The organism is Microvirga pakistanensis, assembly GCF_004458765.1.
In the GTDB taxonomy this organism is placed as follows: domain Bacteria; phylum Pseudomonadota; class Alphaproteobacteria; order Rhizobiales; family Beijerinckiaceae; genus Microvirga; species Microvirga pakistanensis.
This window is the reverse complement of record NZ_SPJX01000108.1, coordinates 125,562-141,801: the sequence shown is the minus strand read 5'-3', so window position 1 is coordinate 141,801 and position 16,240 is coordinate 125,562. Positions and strand designations below refer to the sequence as shown.

Below are 16,240 nucleotides of genomic sequence, written 5' to 3'. Positions count from 1 at the left end.
CTCTCGCAAAGGATGAGAGCTGTTTCCACTTAGGTGGAATCAGCTCTCTTCGTGGATGTGCCGCGCCTTTGGACGCTGCCCGGATCCACTTCGCCGAGAGATGCTCTAGGGTAGGAGCCGTCGAACGGAACCAGCATACCTTATTCTCTGCAGCCTTTATGCGGCGACCCGGACCCGCGCCGGTCGGAAAACACGCCGCGCTGGCAATTCAGATATCACGCCGTCAGACCGAAGGACTCTCCCGACACGTCCTCAGATGAGGACTTGATTCAGTCCGCAAGGCCTGCACCATCTTGAGAAAAGGCTGGATCAGACGTCGGTTCCGGGTGATCGCCTACCGGCTTCGTTCAGATGGTTCTCAATGGGCAGCGGTCCTCTGCCAGCGCGCCGGATCCTTGAAGCGTCGGATGTGGAAGTCGTCGATCGGAGTCGTTGTGGTGCCAGTGGCGATCAATTCGGCCATCACGTCTCCGACGCCGGGGCCGATCTGAAAGCCGTGGCCGCAAAATCCGAACGCGTAGAACAGCCCGGCGATCTTGTCACTGTCGCCCATCACCGGGATATCGTCGGCCAGATACCCTTCGACTCCCGACCATGTGCGGATCACGCGCGCATGCCGCAGGGCGGGAGCCAACCGCTGGATCTGCCGCAATTGTTCCATCAGCCCGGCGGGATCGTATTTCGCACGGCGTTCGTCCAATGCGGCCGGACGTCGCCGGACGCCGCCGAAGATAATGTTGCCGCGTGGGATCTGGCGCAAATAGGCCACCTCGCCGGGAACCTGTGTCGAGACTCCGACCACCGGATGCACGAAATAGGGCAACGGTTCAGTCACACCCATTTGCGGACCGTCGACGACCAGTGGCACCGCCTCTCCCATCGCGGCGGCGTGATCCGCACCCCAAGCACCGCTGGAGATCACCACGACAGGAGCGCGGTAGTTGCCTCTGGGTGTCTCTACGGTGAAGTCCTCGCCGCTCTTCTCGATTGATAGGACCTCGCAGTTCTCAATGATCGTCGCTCCATTGCGCATCGCAGCTTGTGCGAAGGCCGGCGCGACCAGACGCGGGTTCGCGTGGCCATCGTGCGGCGACCAAGATCCGGCCACGGCCTCGGGGCCGATGAAGGGAAACCTCTCGCGGATTGCCTCCTTCCCAAGGATGTGCAGCTCAAGCCCGTATTCGGCGGCATCGCGCTGATATTTCTCGACAACCGCGAGTTGCTCCTCCTTCCAAAGGAAACGGATGTGACCAACCGGCATGAATTCGACATTTGAACCAGTCAGCTCATGGATTCTTCCCCAGATATCCCGCGAACGATTGGCTAGCGGCAGCTGGCGGAGATAGCGACCCTGCCGGCGCACATTACCGAAATTGGTGCCACTGGCCTGCTGACCGATAAGGAAGCGCTCCAGCAGAATTACCTTCACTCCCCGTCCGCGCAAGAAAAAGGCGGTGGAGGCACCCACGATCCCCCCTCCTACGATGATCACATCGGCTTGGCCCGACGCTTCAACCACGGCTCGTCTCCTCAGTTATGCCGATCGGTAGCGGTTTCACAGGGGCTTGCCCACGTATCCGGCCGGCACTCTGGATCGGCGCGCCATTGGCGGCCGCCACGACCTCTTGGCTTGCGGGACCGCAGAATCGGCCCTGGCAGCGTCCCATGCCGACGCGGGAGAACGCCTTGGCACGGTTTACCTCGGGCGAGAACAGATCCTTGACCGAAGCACGCAGCTCCCCGGCCGTTATCGCCTCGCAGCGACAGATCAAGGTTCTGTCGGGGATTGCAGCAACCTGCTCATGCGGCCAGGGGAACGCTTTCGCGATGCCGCTGGCAAAGCGCACATGGCGCCGCATCTCGGCTTGAAGAGACCGCACCTTCGCCTGGTCAATGGGCCAACCCAGATCGGACAGGAGAGCGATCGCGGCAAGCCTGCCCGCAACTTCTGCGCCGTCGGCTCCAAGGATGCGCACGCCGTCGCCTGCCAAATAGACGTTCCTGATGGAGCTGCGCCCCATCTCATCGATGACCGGCAGCCATTGGCGCACGGTTGGATGGAATTCGAAGGAGCAGCCGGCCAGATCAGCCAGCTGGCTTTCGGCGCGCAGATGGTAGCCCATGCCGACTGCGGTGCATCGTAGCTCCTGCTCGTGACCTGCCGCGTCACAGAAGCGCATGCCGGTCACGCTCCTGTCGTCTCCCAGGACCTCGAGGGGCCTTACGCCGCGCAGGACCCGTACGCCACCCTGCCTGAGCGCGGAGACAATCTGCGCGCCTTTGATCAACTGCTCTGGCCGCGCAACCATCAATGGCAATCCCCGCAGTTGCTGCGCGAGCGAGGACGTATCGAGCACCGCCACCGGAGCGATTCCCGCCTTCATGTATTGATAAGCCACGAGGTAAAGGAGGGGGCCCGTCCCGACGAAGACCACCTCCTGTCCGATAGCGCAGCCCTGCGCCTTCAGGGTGATTTGCGCAGCGCCGAGCGAGTAGCAGCCCGGCCGCGTCCAGCCTTCCAGAGGTATCAGACGGTCCGTCGCCCCAGGAGCCAGCAGAAGCGCGTCGTAGGGAATCTGTTCGACTGTCATAGCCTTCTGGACGAAAACCCGGTCGTCCTTAACCGCCCACGCGAGGGTTTCGGCACGATAATCGACTTTGTTGGCGAAGGCGTCGAAGGTCGCATGGATTGCACGTGCCCTGCCTGCCTCGGTTCCGTAGAGCTGCTCATGGCTGCGGGTGAAGTTCGGCGGAGGTCGACGGTAAATCTGCCCACCGCTGCGCGGGGACTCGTCGATGACGACCGGACGCAGGCCGGCCGCGACGAGGAGTTCGGCTGCCCGTGTACCGGCAGGCCCTGCTCCCACGATGACTATGCGGGGATCGGCCATAACCCCTCCGGCGCGCTCGTGTGAATATCCATGCCCTCGGCAGCCGCGGTGGAGCAGGCGCGCAGGCGATCGCCGCTGCCCGTCCAGACCCAACAGTCCTGACAGGCGCCCATCATGCAGAAACCCGCGCGCGGTCCGTCTCCGAACTCCGAGATGCGGGCGAAGCCTCGATGCAACATCAACACGGTCAGCAGAACGTCGCCTTCCATTGCGTCGACAGCCACTCCGTCGACCGACAGCACGATCGGCCTTCGCTCCTGTTCAGCGAGCCGCACGAATCTGGCCTGCATGGAGCTGGATCCTCCTACTCGGCGGGAAGGGCCGCCTAGCGCGAAGATCTCAGCGGCTGCGGTAAAACACCAATCGCAAATGATGCCTTGATGTTAACCTGGGGTTATGGAACAGTGCCCTCACTTCGGCCAATTGCTCGTAGTCGTTATGAATGCTCGCCAACTGGAAATCTTCCGCGCCATCATGCGCGACGGCTCTGTAACGGCCGCTGCCAATTCGCTCGCCGTGTCGCAGCCTGCAGTGAGCAAGGTGCTTCACCACCTGGAAAGCCAGCTTGGCTACAAGCTCTTCGAGCGGATCGGCGGTCGCCTGGTGCCAACCATGGAAGCGCATCTGCTTTATGAGGATGCCGATCGGGTCTTCCGCGAGATCGAAGTGCTGAAGAACCTCGCCCGTACGATCGGCGAGCGTAAGATTGGCCTCTTGCGGATCGGGGCAAGCCCGCCGATCACTTATTCGGTCCTGCCCCAGGCTCTGCTGAAGTTCCGCCAAGCTCACCCGACGGTGAAGGTGCATCTTCATGCACTGCCCAAGAAAGAGATCACCGAGCAACTGCTGATCGGGGACATCGATCTCACGGTGACGCTCTCAACGATCCAAGCGCCGACAGTTCGCAGCGAGGTGTTGGCGGGCGTCCGAGTCATGGCGGTGATGCGCGACACGGACCCACTGGCTGATAAGGCCGAGGTCACTCCGCATGACCTCGTCGGGAGGCCATTGATTTCCTATGGCAATCGTGCCGACGTGAGCCCGATGCTCGATGAGGCATTTGATCGCTTCGGATTGGTGAGGGACGTGTCCATCGAGATTTCGTCCTCGGTTGGGGCGGTTCCACTGGTCAGCGGCGGCCTTGGGATCGCGCTCGTCGACGGACTCGTGAGATGGAGCGGCTTCCAGGGACTGGTGGCCCGCCCCTTTTCCCCCGCCGTTATGATGAACGTGGCGATTTCAACCAATAGTGCGCGGCCCGTATCCCGCTTCTTCCGGCCCTTCCTGCAGTGCATCCGCGAATTCCTTTGAGAACGCCCTGCCTTGCTGTCGAACGAAGTATCGGCAAGCTGTACGTGAGTGCCGTGGCCGTTCTGCTGCAGCTGTACCAACATGTCCCTGTCGATCGGGTCAGAATGTGCAGCCACGCATGCGATCGTTTTCGCGACAATCCTCTTCGAGCAATGGCTCTCGATGCTACGGTCGGGTGCGCTCAGTGTCTCGCCTGTGGCACGCGCACAGCAGGCTGCTGAATTACCCTGTGAATTCGAAACGATATTTTGCCATCGGTCTACCTGTCCGCACCCTATGGGCTTCGCAACTGATAGTTTGATGTGCAGCTTCACGCTGTAAGGGGATACATTTATGCCGCGCTTCTCGCCCAAGTATATCACATTCGACTGCTATGGCACGCTCACGAACTTCCAGATGGCCGAAGGCGCTCGAGAGGTTTATGGCTCCCGGCTTGACCCGGCTACGATGGATGCGTTTGTCGAGAGCTTTCGCGGTTACCGCTTGGACGAGGTACTTGGCGCCTGGAAGCCTTTCGAGGACGTGATTTGCAATGCCGTTGAGCGCAGCTGCAAGAAGCATGGCGTGCCGTTCGATCTCGCAGACGGCCAGCGCATTTATCAGATGGTTCCGGGCTGGAAGTCGCACCCTGACGTCCATGAGGGGCTGGCGAAGATCGCGAACAAAATTCCGCTGGTGATCCTATCGAATGCGTCCAACGACCAGATCCATCACAATGTAGCGGCGCATGGCGTTCCATTCCACGCTGTTCTGACGGCTCAGGATGCTCAAGCCTACAAGCCTCGATACCGTGCCTTCGAATACATGCTGGATACACTCGGCTGCGGCCCCGATGATATTCTGCATGTGTCGTCCTCGTTCCGCTATGATTTGATGACGGCTTATGATCTTGGCATCAAGGCCAAGGCTTGGGTCAATCGTGGGCACGAGCCGGCCAACCCGTTCTATGAATACGCGGAAATTCCGGATGTCCGCGGCCTTGCGGCCCTTGTAGGGCTTTAGATCTCAGACGCAGTGATCGTGGGGGCGAGCCGAGGAGTATTGGCTCGCTCTCGGACATACGAAGCTCGGGCCGTCGTCGAGACAAAGCCCAATCTCCGAGCTCATACCGTGCGCCTCAGGAGAATTGGCATCCGGGCGACGGGTCTGGCCATGTAAACGGCAGCCGATATGGCGGCCAAAAGTAGCAGTGCCATCAAGGAATGCTTCCACCATAGGGGCAATCCGCCCCCCTAGCAGTCTGCCGATGCTCTGGCGCTCCTCTGCCTGTTCATCCTGCGGGGATGTCACATTAACGGCGAATACTAGCCTGTACTCGTCAAGGAGGAATTTCTCGCTAAGCGAAATCAACGGCTTGAGCTGTGCAAAAACTGACCTTATCGGACAGCTCAATGACTATACTCCGTGAATGTGACATCCCCAACGGGATCCTTCACCCAACTTGCAGCCAGAGTATCAGTCAGGTCAGCTGCAATCGACACCTCGGTCGCGCAGAATGTGAGGGCTCACCTCTCTTCGACGGTATCGAGCAGCGGAAGGTTCAGCTGCGACTGACTGGCATTCTTCACGGGGCTGAACCTTGCATGGCCAATTCATCGGACCATCAAGGTCGAGCAATCTCTGTCGCTTTCATAATGCGATGCAAGGAGTTCCAGAAGAATCTATATCGACGCCGCTTTCACCAAATGAAGGCATCGTGTGCTCAACAGGCGGAGCCTTGTGCGCGGGCAGAGAGCATTGCGACTTCGTCCTGGCTCTGTGCCAAGTTAGACGTCAGTAGGTGTAACTATCTTGTCTGCCTTCGGCCTCTTCGGCGGCGCTGAGAGGATGAGCCTGGTGAGCACCTCATAGACCGATTGTGGGCCACACTCGTTCTTACGAGTGGCGCAATCTTCGAAGAAACTAACATACTGGTCACATTGGGTAGACCGCTGCTGCTTCGGAGCCTCAGCGCATTGCGTGTATGCCTGCCGTAAGATCGGCGGAGGGTTGAACAATTCAAACACTTCCTGGGCCGGTGTTCGGGTCAGCTTCTCATGGACGAGAATGAGACTGGCGGGGCCCGCGAGAACGACGATTGCTATGAAGCCGTGATGGATCTTTCGCATCTGGTTACGTCGGACCTTTATAGTTAAAACTGAGTTAACTTATTCCCCACGAAATGAAGCGCGTAACTGCGTAGCATAACTATCGTTACCGAACTTAAGGAAGTCAGTTGATGACAGAGCACCCCGCGCGAGAGGACGATCAACCTGAAACCAATGGGAAAACCAGCACGCCTCAATTGGATCGATTGGAAAGGCTGGCCAACGCGGCTGCCACGGCTGTGCAGGCAAAACAGTGGCGGGCCCGGAAGAATGGCATTGATCAACAGAAGGAGCCGTCGGATGTCCGAAACCTCAGCAACGATGAAGAGGCCAGAGCTCGCGCTGAGGAAGCGATGCGGCAGATGATGTCCAAGCCACAGACGAAACGCCGTGGTTGGTGATGACTTAGGCCTGATAGAAACAATATTTCTACTGACATTTAGACGATCTGAGCGTGATTAAGGAACTGTTCAGCCCTTGCTTGCCATGGTCCCGCCCCCTCTGCCCATGCGGATGGCAGTGAGGCGAAGTTGAGGAATTTTACAATGACCGAAGCCAAAGCAGCCAAGAAGCCAAACTCTGCCCTAGCCAAGCCGCTGCAGCCGTCGAACGAACTGGCGGCCGTAGTCGGATCGGCGCCGCTCCCGCGGACAGAGGTGGTGAGCAAGGTCTGGGAGTACATCAAGGCCAACAATCTGCAGAACCCAGCCAACAAGCGCGAGATCGTGGCGGACGACAAGCTGCGGGCCATATTTGGTGGTAAGGACAAGGTCAGCATGTTCGAGATGAACAAGCACTTCGCTCAGCATCTCTCCTGATATGCCAAGGCACGGGCCAGACACCTGGCCCGTGCCTCAACTGGTAAACGTGACCGTTGGAATATGCAGGTACCGGGCGCGTTGCGTATCTGCCCGAACAATCTCCATGACATCCAAGGCTTGGAGCCGGCCCTGGCTGAGAGTTCTTCGTCTATCGGCGGAGGCTTTTGTTTGCCGCGCCTGCTCGCGACAAGATTGCTTAGGGCGCGATCGCCGACATTGGTCAGTTTTCGCTCTTTGCCGTTATCGCGCTTAATTGGGTTCCTGAGCGAGGCGGATGAGAAGCCCTTCAGGCCCACGGATGTAGCAGAGCCCACACGCGTCATTATACTGAACCGCTCCGGTACCTACCAGCAGACGCAGGCCTATCTTCTCAATCTGAGTGGCTTTGCCTCCCCAGGGATCAGCGGCCTGTAAACGGCCCCGCCAAGTTGCTTGCCATGCTCTTTCTCGGCATTCGGTAGCAAAGACCACCAATGGCCAGTAGCTCACCGAACGCAAATGGCTTTGCCTGGAACGATTTCATATGTCCCTGGGGTAACGGGGGTCTCACTCGGAACTGCCCCGGCTTGTGCATCCCACTCCGTGATGCGTTCACTCCCGGCGAGCCATTTCTGGCTCCGAACGTGGCTTGATCCTAGGCACTTCCCATGCGGCACAAGTCAGGTCTTGCAGGCTTTGGCGCGCTTGGCGGCCGGGGCGTTCTTCTTCAGATGGGTCCGGTTGTAGGCTACGGCGGCCCGAACAAGGTCCTGAAGGGCACACTTGTCCACTGGTCTTCCCTCGAAGATATCAATGGAGCGCCGTGTGTTGCCCTTATCGTTTCCATTGAAGAGGTTGTCCGGATCAGGCAGTGCGGCACCGTAGGCGAAGGTCAGTTTGACCTTGTTCTTGTGGGGATTGCCGACCGCAATGAGCCCATCGAGCGACCAGGTTGGGCTGCCCATCCACTTCCATTCCTCGATGATGCCAGGGTCCGTGGCAAGGATGGTCTGACGCAGGTCAGCGAGCATGGGCCCGCGCCAGTCGGGAAGGTCCGCAATCATCTGGTTGATGTGTTCAGAGGGATTCATGATGGTGGGACCGTATCGGGTGCCGGGACGTGGGGCGGAGAGGTTGATCCAGGTTACGAAGAACCCGCCATCCCTTCTTCCGCCTTGGGGCGCAGCCGGATAGCGAGGAAACACTTCAATCACACCCTGACGGGCTGGATCAAGTTTGGTGGCATTTGCTGCCGAATGCCGCACTTTCTTGCCTTCCGCAACGGCTTGCGTCTCCAGAAGCATGCGAACGGCAGGGGCGGCCATGACTTTGCCCGAGCTAGGCTTCGCGCTTTGCACAGCTGTTCTGTCCTACTGAAGCATCGAAGGCTGAGTTACGCTGTCTATGTCAGGTTGACCGCGGCGGCCTGCATTAAGCTCTTGAACTCGGCCGAGCCCTTCTGGAACAGAAACACGATCAACAGTACATACGCGGCCATCTGGAGGGCCTCACTCTTCCGAAGCCGCTAGAAAAGCCAACGTGAGAGGCAGATCGCTCTCGCGGCTTCAGGTCCGGACCCCCGGGCTGCGGTGCCACGCTCGCGTTCACCGTCGAGAGCATCCTTGATGCTGCGGCAGCACAGAGGCCAGGTCGATCCTGTTGTAAAGATCCGGAGCGGGTCAAACCTTCACCTTCCGAGTTCTCAATGAACGTCAGCTCCTTCCTGCTAAAGCCGACCAGCCTGTTAGGCCCAGGAAGTGCCATGAGCTGACCTTCGTGAGAGAACCCTGAGCTGGAACGTGAGTCCTTGCAATCTCGCTGGCGTTGCCGGTCGGTTAGGAACGAGAATCAGCACTGGCCAATTATCCTGTAGACCGCGAGGCTCTACCGACGCGACATGGGTCTAGGTTGGCCCATCAAGGGCGGTATCCAACCATGAACAAGCGCGCCTCAGTCATGCACCGCCGCCTCGCCGCGATCCTCTACGCGGACCTGGCAGGCTACGTGCGCCTAACGAATGCGGATGAGGCTGGAACTCTAGCCCTGCTCTACTTCCGTCGGGAGATCATGGATCGGCAAATTACCCAGTATGGCGGTCGCACGGCCAACACCGCAGGCGACAGTATTCTCGCCGAGTTCCCGAGCGTCGTTGATGCTGTCCAATGTGCGGTTGGCATTCAGGAAAGGATTGCTGCGGCCAATGAGGAAACCCCAAAGGGACGCCGGGTGACATTTAGGATCGGTGTCCATGTTGGAGAAGTCATAGTTCGAAACTGCGACATGTTTGGTGATCGGGTGAACATTGCCGCCCGCATGGAGAAGCTGGCACAGCCGGGATGGGTCTGCCTCCCAGGAACGGCGTATGACTACGTGTCCAGGGTGCTGCCGCTGGCCTTCGACGACCTTGGGACGCAGCTCGTGAAAAACCTTGATGCGCCCATCCGGGCTTATCTGGCCCATCCATCGGATCATCCGCTGTCTCGGCCGCTGCCACCGGTTCACCGCCGCAGTGAGTTCAACCAGGCGCGACGCTTCCATACCATCCTGAATCATGCGCCGGTGGGCGTGACCAAGCCCGAGGGCCTGACGCTGGTCGGGTGCGTTGTCCTTCATGCCTATCGCACATCTGACGGAGGGAGCCCCAACGCGATCACCATGTTGGGGTTTCATACTGTGGAGGATGCTCGCAAGGCGCTGGAATCCGAGGCGATCCTATCCGCAGGCTCACTTCCCGCGAGCGTCCGTCGTGTCGCTCGTGAGCGTCATGCAGGGAGGCAATGGATGGGCGGTGACCCTAGGCCGTTCCATTGGCTGTGACAGTCTTCATCGCATTCTCCTGTGTGCTGGGCCTGGCACTCATCGCCCGGCCGATTCTCATGGTTGATAGGGTTGAAGCTCGCGGGCGACTTCGAGCGGTCATGCATGCTGGCCGACCGGCTCCGGGCGACGGTCGAGGGTGCCGCTCCAGATCGTCAGCACGAGTGCGACGGCGACCAGGACGGCGCCGACCCAGGGGGTGGCCCCAAGTCCGAGCGGCGACGAAACCACCAGGCCACCGACCCATGCGCCAAAGGCGATCCCAAGATTGAAGGCTGCGATGTTGAGGGCCGAGGCGACGTCGACCGCGCCTGGACGATGCTGCTTGGCGAATTCGACGACGTAGATCTGCAACCCGGGCACGTTGGCAAAGGAGAGGAACCCGAGCGCCGCCAGGGTGATGAGCGTCCAGACGGGAGATGCCACAGTGAAGGTGAAGATGAAGAGGATCAAGGCTTGGAGCGCGAAGAGGCCGATCAGCGCCCGGACCGGGTTCCGGTCGGCGATGCGCCCGCCTGCCAGATTGCCAACCGCGATGGCTGCACCGTAGAGGACCAGGATCGAGGCCAGGAACGTGAAGGTCACGAAGGTGCCGCCATAGCCCAGTGCGATAAGTCCTCAGGTTGTGCCGCTGTCCTCAACAATTCGCCCATCCTCCAGGGTGATGATACGATCAGCCAAGCTCATGATCTTCGTATCGTGCGTCACCATAAGTGTCGTCGTGCCGCGCTCGGTGCCGAGGCGCTTCAGGAGGGTGACCGTGTTGAGTGCACTGTTCTTGTCCAGAGCAGCAGTGGGCTCGTCGGCAAAGACAATGTCCGGGTTGCCCACGAGGGCCCGTGCCACCGCAACCCTCTGCTTCTGCCCGCCGGACAGGTTACCCGGCAGGTAGTGCAAGCGCTCACCAAGCCCGAGCATCTCGAGCAGATGGGCGGAGGCTCTCTCCCAACCTGCCATGGCGGCTTTGCCATGCACCTCCAGCCCCATGCGCACGTTCTCCATCGCGGTGAGGCTCTCATGAAGGTTGTGGGCCTGGAAGATGAACCCGAGCCGACGGCGGCATCGAACGAGCACCTGCTCATCCGCACCAGCCAGTTCCGTGCCCAAAAGGGTCAGGCTGCCGTCCTGAACGCGGCGGAGACATCCCATGAGCGTTAACAGGGTTGTCTTTCCCGACCCTGAGGCCCCGAGCAGGACCGTGAGCTTGCCGCGCTCAAGCGCGAGGTTCACGTCGAACAATGCCTGCTTTCGCGCTTCGCCTTCTCCAAACCAATGATTGAGCCCCCGCACCACCACTGGTGCGTCCGGTCGGTTCAGGTCGCCGTCCGTATAGCGCTCACGCCGAGCTGTCAGATCCATGGCAGCCCCCTCAGAACAGGTCCGCCGGATTAGCGCGGGCGAGCTTGCGGGTGGCAATCGCTCCAGAGAGTGCGCACATGCCGAGTGTCCCCACCAGGACGAACACCGCGCGTGCCCCAGTCATGGCAAGGGGTAGCCCTGTCACGGCGACGACGACAGTGTAGAGCAGTAGGGACACCAGAAAGCCTGGAACGAAGCCCAGGATCGCGAGGATCAGGGCCTCCTCGAACACGATGCCCAGGAAGAACCGCTGCGAGTAGCCAATGGCTTTGAAGGTGGCGTATTCCTTGAGGTGCTCGGCAACATCGGTGGAGAGCACCTGGTAGACGATGATGATGCCGACCAGAATTCCGATCACCACCCCGAAGCCGAAGACAAGCCCAACCGGGCGCTGCGTCGTCTGGAAAGCTTGGTCCCTGTCAAAGGCCTCCTCCACTGTCCTCACGATGCTGTCGTCAGCAGGCAGGGTTGCACGCAGGCGGTCTAAGGTCAGCGCTGCATCAGCACCGGGTGCAAGCGTCACGAGAATGTGGTTCGGCGCCCCTGCCACTCGGTTTGGGAACAGCCGCAGAAAGGTCTGGTCAGAGACCACGAGATAGCCGTCGGCCGAGAAGCCGCCGCCGATCTCGAAGGTGCCCACCACCGTGAGGGTGCGGCCCTTCACTTCGAAGCGGTATGGTTCTCCGGCTGTGATTGCAGCAAACAGGCCCTTCGGCACGTTTCTGACCTTGGCATCGATCAGCGCCACGTCCGAGAGGCTGATATCGCTCAGCCGTGCGTTGATGGCTGGGTTGCGGAGGGATTCCACTGAGGGATCAATGCCAAACACATCCAGGTTGCGGATGGTGCCATCCGGCTGCTTCCACTCGATCTTGCCGTAGTACAGGGGGGTGGCGTTCTGGACGCCCTCGACAGTGAGAGCCTCGAACATGCGCTGACGTGGAAGCGGGCTGCCGTCGGCCAGCGTGTTCATGTCGGAGGCCGAGATCAGAAGGTCGGCGTTCATCTGGTCGTAGGGAAGCCTGATGCTGGCAACGAGCGCTCCGAGGAAGCCCAGCTGCATGAGAACAAGAACGCTCGCGAAGGCGACACCGGCAAGGGCGGCGGCAAGCCGGGTCTTGTTGTGGACCAGCTGCAGCCACCCGATAGGCAACCGTCCGAGAAGATGGCCCAGAAGGGCGGTCATGATCCATCTCCTGTACTGATCCGGGCCGTGACCTGCAGATTGGTCAATCGCCGGGCCAGCCGGGACGCCTCAGGCTCAAGAGCGGCTGTGACCCTCACCACCCGAGCATCGGTATTGGCCGCCGGATCAGCATCGACAGCGGTCTGACGGCCAACCTCGAGCCCGATGCGTGTTACCCGGCCCTTGAGCGGCTGCGGCAGGGCTTCAGCCATGACCTCGACGGGGTTGCCCAGGGCAACGCGGCCGATCTGGGTCTGGTAGACCTCTACCTCGACAGTCATCTGCTCGAGGTTGCCCAGATTCATCAGCCCCTGGGTGCCTGCCTTCTCCCCAGGTCTGACATGGACGGTGAGCACCGTTCCGGTGACGGGCGCGCGGACATAGGCTTTGTCGAGGTCGGCCAGGGCCCGCGCCAGATCGGCTTTAGCTGTGTCGACGTTGCGCTCGGCGACGAGCACATCCACTTGGTCTTCGAGACGGCCGGAGCCATAGCGGGAGAGCTGGGCTCGAGCCCTCTGCACCTCATGCGCCGCCTCGTCACGTGCGGCACGGCGCTGGTCGTAGTTTTGCTCGGCCGCAAAGCCGCGCTGGCGTAAGGTTTCCACGCGCTCGAACTCACGGATGGCATTCTGGAAGGTGGTCTCGGCTCGAGCGAGTGTGGCAAGTGCTTCGTCGCGACTGGCCTGTACGGAGGCTTTGACCTGAGCAAGCGTCGCTTCACGTGCGGAAAGCTGGGCCCGTGCGGTCGTAACAGCCGCGAGCAGGGTGGGTTCACTATCCAGGACCGCCAAGACATCTCCCTGCTCCACCTGGTTCCCCTCGTCGGCCTTCAAGCTCGCGACACGTGCATCACCGGCACCGAAAGGTGGGGCAACGGTCACCACCTCACCCTCAGGCAGCAGTCGGCCAAGGCCGACAACCGCGGGCCGAGCAGCCTTGAGGGCCGCCGCTCCAGATTGACCAGGATCCCGCTGCGCCACCGGGACAGCGATCGGTGAGGAGGTGCCGGCGCCAGGTTGCAGGTCAAGCACCGCCATGAGCTTCTGAAGCCCTGGTGGCTGGAAGTAGAGACCGACAAAGCCGCCAAGCCCCACCAGCCCCAGGATGAGCGGAATGACCCCGGCAAAGCGTACCCACCTTCGCAAACGCGACGGCGCGGGTGTGCCATCTAGCGCTCGCTCAACAGCCAGGAGGGGCAGTCGCTCACCATTGGACGGGCCAATAGCTGCATCAGCCACGCTAGCGGCATGGAGTTGATCACGGGGGGCGGTGAGCATGGGCCTGCCCATTCTGCTGTCACGGCGCTGGACGGTTAATGACTTAATGGTCATTATAGCACCCATTCGCTCGCAAGCAATCGATAATGACTCATTGGTCATTTACAGGAGGCAGAATTTTTATGGACGAGGTGAGCACTGCGTCAGGGCGGCCGCCCCGGCGCCGGCGCAAGGAGGCCCGACCAGCCGAACTGATTAGGGCTGGACTTGAGGAATTTGCCTTGCACGGGTTTGCAGGCACGCGTCTGGAGGACGTGGCCCGCCGGGCCGGTGTGGTGAAGGGAACGATCTATCGATACTTTACAGACAAGGAGGCGCTCTTCCTGGCAGCGGTGCGCCTGGAGGTTGCGCCGGTGCTCAGCCAGATCACCGGCTTCATCGATACTTATCCAGGCACAACGCGCGATCTGTTGAAGCTGATCATCGAGACCGTTCACCGGCAGCTTGTGAACTCGGACCTGCGGGTGCTGATCCGGATCATCATTGCGGAAGGCGAACGCTTTCCGGCTCTGACCGAGCTCTACTACGCCGAGACGATCTCAAAGGGCCGCGCACTCCTGGAGCGGGTTGTGGAGCGGGGAATTGCTCGTGGCGAGATACGGGAGGGCGCAGCGGCCCGCCTCCCTCTCGTGCTTATCGCCCCCGCTCTCATGGCTGCGATCTGGCGCATGACGTTTGATCGCCATGCATCGATCAGCAGCGAAGATTTCCTCGCGGCTCATATCGACTTGGTGTTTCATGGAGTGCTCACCGGCGATGAGAGAGACTGGTCAGTGACCCGGGCCCTCTAAATTTGCCAGCGCCTCAGACGATGCCCCAGGCGCGGTAGCGGGTTCGGCCGGTGAGTTCGCGCGGCAGGGCGCCTCCGAGCTGGGCCAGCATCAGGTCGACGGCCTTAGGTGTCACCTTCAGGAGCTTGGCCCCGAGCGGCACGGTCACGCGCGGGCGGGCGAGAAACAGATTGACGAGCTTCGGCAGCTTGGAGTTGGAGCGGGTCCGGGCTGTCACCCGGCTCATCAGCTCACGGGCGAGGATGAGCCGGTCGAGATCCTTGTCGGCGATCGCTAGCGCCTCCTCGAGCACCTGGCAAAGGCCCTCCAGCTTCTCGGCCGCCCCTTCCCGGCCCTGCGGCCGGAACTTGGATTGCTTGAAGCCGGCGGCCAGCGGCAGGAGATGGTGGGTGAGCCCCCTCGCCCGCAGGATGGAGGCTGCCATGATTAGCCCGAGCCAGGGCAGGCGGGTGTAGAGGTTGAGATCCAGCCACGCGGTCCAGGCTGCCATTGCCGCGGCGATGGCGGCCAGCCGCTGGTGCGCTGGACCACATCGAGCCACAGGTCCTCAGCCCATCCTGATCGGGATCGTAGACCAGGTGCGAGCGGCTCCTGGGCAGCGGGGTCTCGCCGGCGAGTGCCTTGCTGGTGCGCTCGAGCAGGGCATCGATCTCGGCAAGGTGCGCCTTCCATGGATCAGGATCATTGGCATAGGGCGGGTAAGCTTCCTCATCCTCCGGATCTGGCTTCTTGCGGCTCTGTTGCAGCTTTGAAGCATCCCACCACTCAGGTTATGACGGGATCGAGGTGAGAGGGGCTCATGGTGACAGCAGGTAAGAAGAACCCGTTTAAGGGTCGGCAGTTCACGGCGGAGATCATCCTATGGGCGGTGCGCTGATACCTGCAGTTCCCCATCAGCTATCGTGATCTCGAGCGGATGTTTGCGGACCGAGGCATTCAGATGGACCCTACGACCCTCTTTCGGTGGATCCAGGCTTACGCTCCCGAACTGGACAAGCGCAGTCGTCCGCATCTGCGCATGACCAACGGCTCTTGGCGAGTGGATGAAACATACATTCGGGTGAAGGATGAATGGGTCTATCTCTACCGCGCTGTCGACGCGACCGGGCAAACAATCGACTTTCTGCTCTCACCCAAGCGGAATGCGGCTGCCGCTCGGCGGTTCTTCCGCAAGGCTTTAGGGCAGCCACACACGGTCAATCCGCGGACCATCACGGTCGACAAGAACGCCGCCTATCCGGCTGCGACGGAGGCTATGAAACGTGCAGGAGGGCTCTGGTGGTTTGCCAAACTTCGGCAGGTGAAATTTCTGAATAACATCGTCGAGCAGGATCACCGGCGCATCAAACGGCTGGTCTGTCCTGGGCTGGGCTTCAAGAGCTTCACGACGGCCTCACGGACGATGGTGGGCTACGAGATCATGGCGATGATCGGCAAGGGCCAGGTGGCGATCGCATCAGCGAAAGACATGAAGGCTCAGAGTGATGTCATCGCGGCCCTCTTCCGTGTTGCTGCCTAACCCGAGCGCTCGTCTGGCCTTCGCTTGACCTACGTTAGGGGTTGCAACGGAACTTCGGATGTCGCTAGAGGCTTCTGCAGGAGTGGATCTATCTCAAAACCTTAAACTGACGATACAGCCTCCGCTACCATTGAAGGCTTCGATGTTATGAAGATGATCCATCGTCGCCCCTGCATCTTACAACAACCTGATCCAGCAAGTG

The 16,240-nt window shown here is 60.6% G+C and carries 14 protein-coding genes and 4 pseudogenes; 7 read left to right on the top strand and 11 right to left on the bottom strand.

Features of this window, described 5'->3' with window-relative positions; all coding sequences use genetic code 11:
* Nucleotides 1-358 precede the first annotated feature (358 nt).
* The 3 genes from E4K09_RS03750 to E4K09_RS03740 are packed head-to-tail and all read right to left on the bottom strand — an operon-like array spanning nt 359 to nt 3,181.
* Nucleotides 359-1,519 carry an NAD(P)/FAD-dependent oxidoreductase gene (locus E4K09_RS03750; protein WP_134495277.1) on the bottom strand — a complete coding sequence of 387 codons (1,161 nt, stop codon included), beginning with the start codon at nt 1,517-1,519 and terminating at the stop codon, nt 359-361.
* Complete coding sequence (locus tag E4K09_RS03745) at nt 1,512-2,891, bottom strand: FAD/NAD(P)-dependent oxidoreductase (RefSeq protein ID WP_134495276.1); 1,380 nt, start codon at nt 2,889-2,891, stop codon at nt 1,512-1,514. Before E4K09_RS03745 ends, E4K09_RS03750 begins: the two co-directional genes overlap by 8 nt.
* A complete protein-coding gene (locus tag E4K09_RS03740) occupies nt 2,873-3,181 on the bottom strand; it encodes a (2Fe-2S)-binding protein (RefSeq protein WP_134495275.1) in 309 nt (102 codons plus the stop codon). The genes E4K09_RS03745 and E4K09_RS03740 overlap by 19 nt, the downstream gene beginning before the upstream one ends.
* A gap of 148 nt (nt 3,182-3,329) precedes the next feature.
* Here E4K09_RS03740 and E4K09_RS03735 point away from each other — a divergent pair, with 148 nt between their 5' ends.
* From E4K09_RS03735 to E4K09_RS03720, 4 genes are all read left to right on the top strand, one after another.
* Complete coding sequence (locus E4K09_RS03735) at nt 3,330-4,202, top strand: LysR family transcriptional regulator (protein WP_134495274.1); 873 nt, start codon at nt 3,330-3,332, stop codon at nt 4,200-4,202.
* A gap of 333 nt (nt 4,203-4,535) precedes the next feature.
* A complete protein-coding gene (locus tag E4K09_RS03730) occupies nt 4,536-5,204 on the top strand; it encodes a haloacid dehalogenase type II (protein ID WP_134495273.1) in 669 nt (222 codons plus the stop codon).
* A gap of 1,216 nt (nt 5,205-6,420) precedes the next feature.
* Complete coding sequence (locus tag E4K09_RS03725; RefSeq protein WP_134495272.1) at nt 6,421-6,690, top strand: hypothetical protein; 270 nt, start codon at nt 6,421-6,423, stop codon at nt 6,688-6,690.
* Between the two features lie 144 nt (nt 6,691-6,834).
* The gene (locus tag E4K09_RS03720) at nt 6,835-7,107 is read left to right on the top strand and encodes an SWIB/MDM2 domain-containing protein (RefSeq protein ID WP_244610347.1); all 273 of its coding nucleotides are present in this window, start codon (nt 6,835-6,837) and stop codon (nt 7,105-7,107) included.
* A 252-nt stretch (nt 7,108-7,359) separates the two neighbouring features.
* On the opposite strand, the pseudogene E4K09_RS30095 reads toward E4K09_RS03720, so the two are convergent.
* The 3 genes and pseudogenes from E4K09_RS30095 to E4K09_RS30810 all read right to left on the bottom strand — a co-directional run.
* Nucleotides 7,360-7,461: pseudogene (locus E4K09_RS30095) on the bottom strand (VOC family protein); the annotation flags it as partial.
* Between the two features lie 308 nt (nt 7,462-7,769).
* Nucleotides 7,770-8,414 carry a DUF1801 domain-containing protein gene (locus E4K09_RS30815; protein WP_342211329.1) on the bottom strand — a complete coding sequence of 215 codons (645 nt, stop codon included), beginning with the start codon at nt 8,412-8,414 and terminating at the stop codon, nt 7,770-7,772.
* A gap of 77 nt (nt 8,415-8,491) precedes the next feature.
* Nucleotides 8,492-8,593: pseudogene (locus E4K09_RS30810) on the bottom strand (DUF6766 family protein); the annotation flags it as partial.
* A gap of 431 nt (nt 8,594-9,024) precedes the next feature.
* Here E4K09_RS30810 and E4K09_RS03705 point away from each other — a divergent pair.
* Nucleotides 9,025-9,906 (top strand): adenylate/guanylate cyclase domain-containing protein, encoded by an 882-nt coding sequence (locus E4K09_RS03705; protein ID WP_134495269.1) that lies wholly within the window; start codon nt 9,025-9,027, stop codon nt 9,904-9,906.
* 99 nt (nt 9,907-10,005) lie between these two features.
* On the opposite strand, the pseudogene E4K09_RS30965 reads toward E4K09_RS03705, so the two are convergent.
* The 4 genes and pseudogenes from E4K09_RS30965 to E4K09_RS03685 all read right to left on the bottom strand — a co-directional run.
* Nucleotides 10,006-10,521 (bottom strand): annotated as a pseudogene (locus E4K09_RS30965) (MFS transporter); the annotation flags it as partial.
* Between the two features lie 3 nt (nt 10,522-10,524).
* Entirely contained in the window at nt 10,525-11,265 is a 741-nt protein-coding gene (locus E4K09_RS30960) for an ATP-binding cassette domain-containing protein (protein WP_134495267.1), read from the bottom strand.
* Between the two features lie 10 nt (nt 11,266-11,275).
* Nucleotides 11,276-12,451 carry an ABC transporter permease DevC gene (gene devC / locus E4K09_RS03690; RefSeq protein WP_134495266.1) on the bottom strand — a complete coding sequence of 392 codons (1,176 nt, stop codon included), beginning with the start codon at nt 12,449-12,451 and terminating at the stop codon, nt 11,276-11,278.
* Nucleotides 12,448-13,596 (bottom strand): HlyD family efflux transporter periplasmic adaptor subunit, encoded by a 1,149-nt coding sequence (locus E4K09_RS03685; RefSeq protein WP_166802141.1) that lies wholly within the window; start codon nt 13,594-13,596, stop codon nt 12,448-12,450. The genes devC and E4K09_RS03685 overlap by 4 nt, the downstream gene beginning before the upstream one ends.
* Before the next feature lie 218 nt (nt 13,597-13,814).
* Here E4K09_RS03685 and E4K09_RS03680 point away from each other — a divergent pair, with 218 nt between their 5' ends.
* Entirely contained in the window at nt 13,815-14,519 is a 705-nt protein-coding gene (locus tag E4K09_RS03680; RefSeq protein WP_425293810.1) for a TetR/AcrR family transcriptional regulator, read from the top strand.
* A gap of 13 nt (nt 14,520-14,532) precedes the next feature.
* Here E4K09_RS03680 and E4K09_RS03675 read toward each other — a convergent pair whose 3' ends face one another.
* A complete protein-coding gene (locus tag E4K09_RS03675; protein WP_244610345.1) occupies nt 14,533-15,009 on the bottom strand; it encodes a helix-turn-helix domain-containing protein in 477 nt (158 codons plus the stop codon).
* A gap of 309 nt (nt 15,010-15,318) precedes the next feature.
* Here E4K09_RS03675 and E4K09_RS03670 point away from each other — a divergent pair.
* Nucleotides 15,319-16,038, top strand: a pseudogene (locus E4K09_RS03670) (IS6 family transposase).
* Nucleotides 16,039-16,240: the final 202 nt, after the last annotated feature.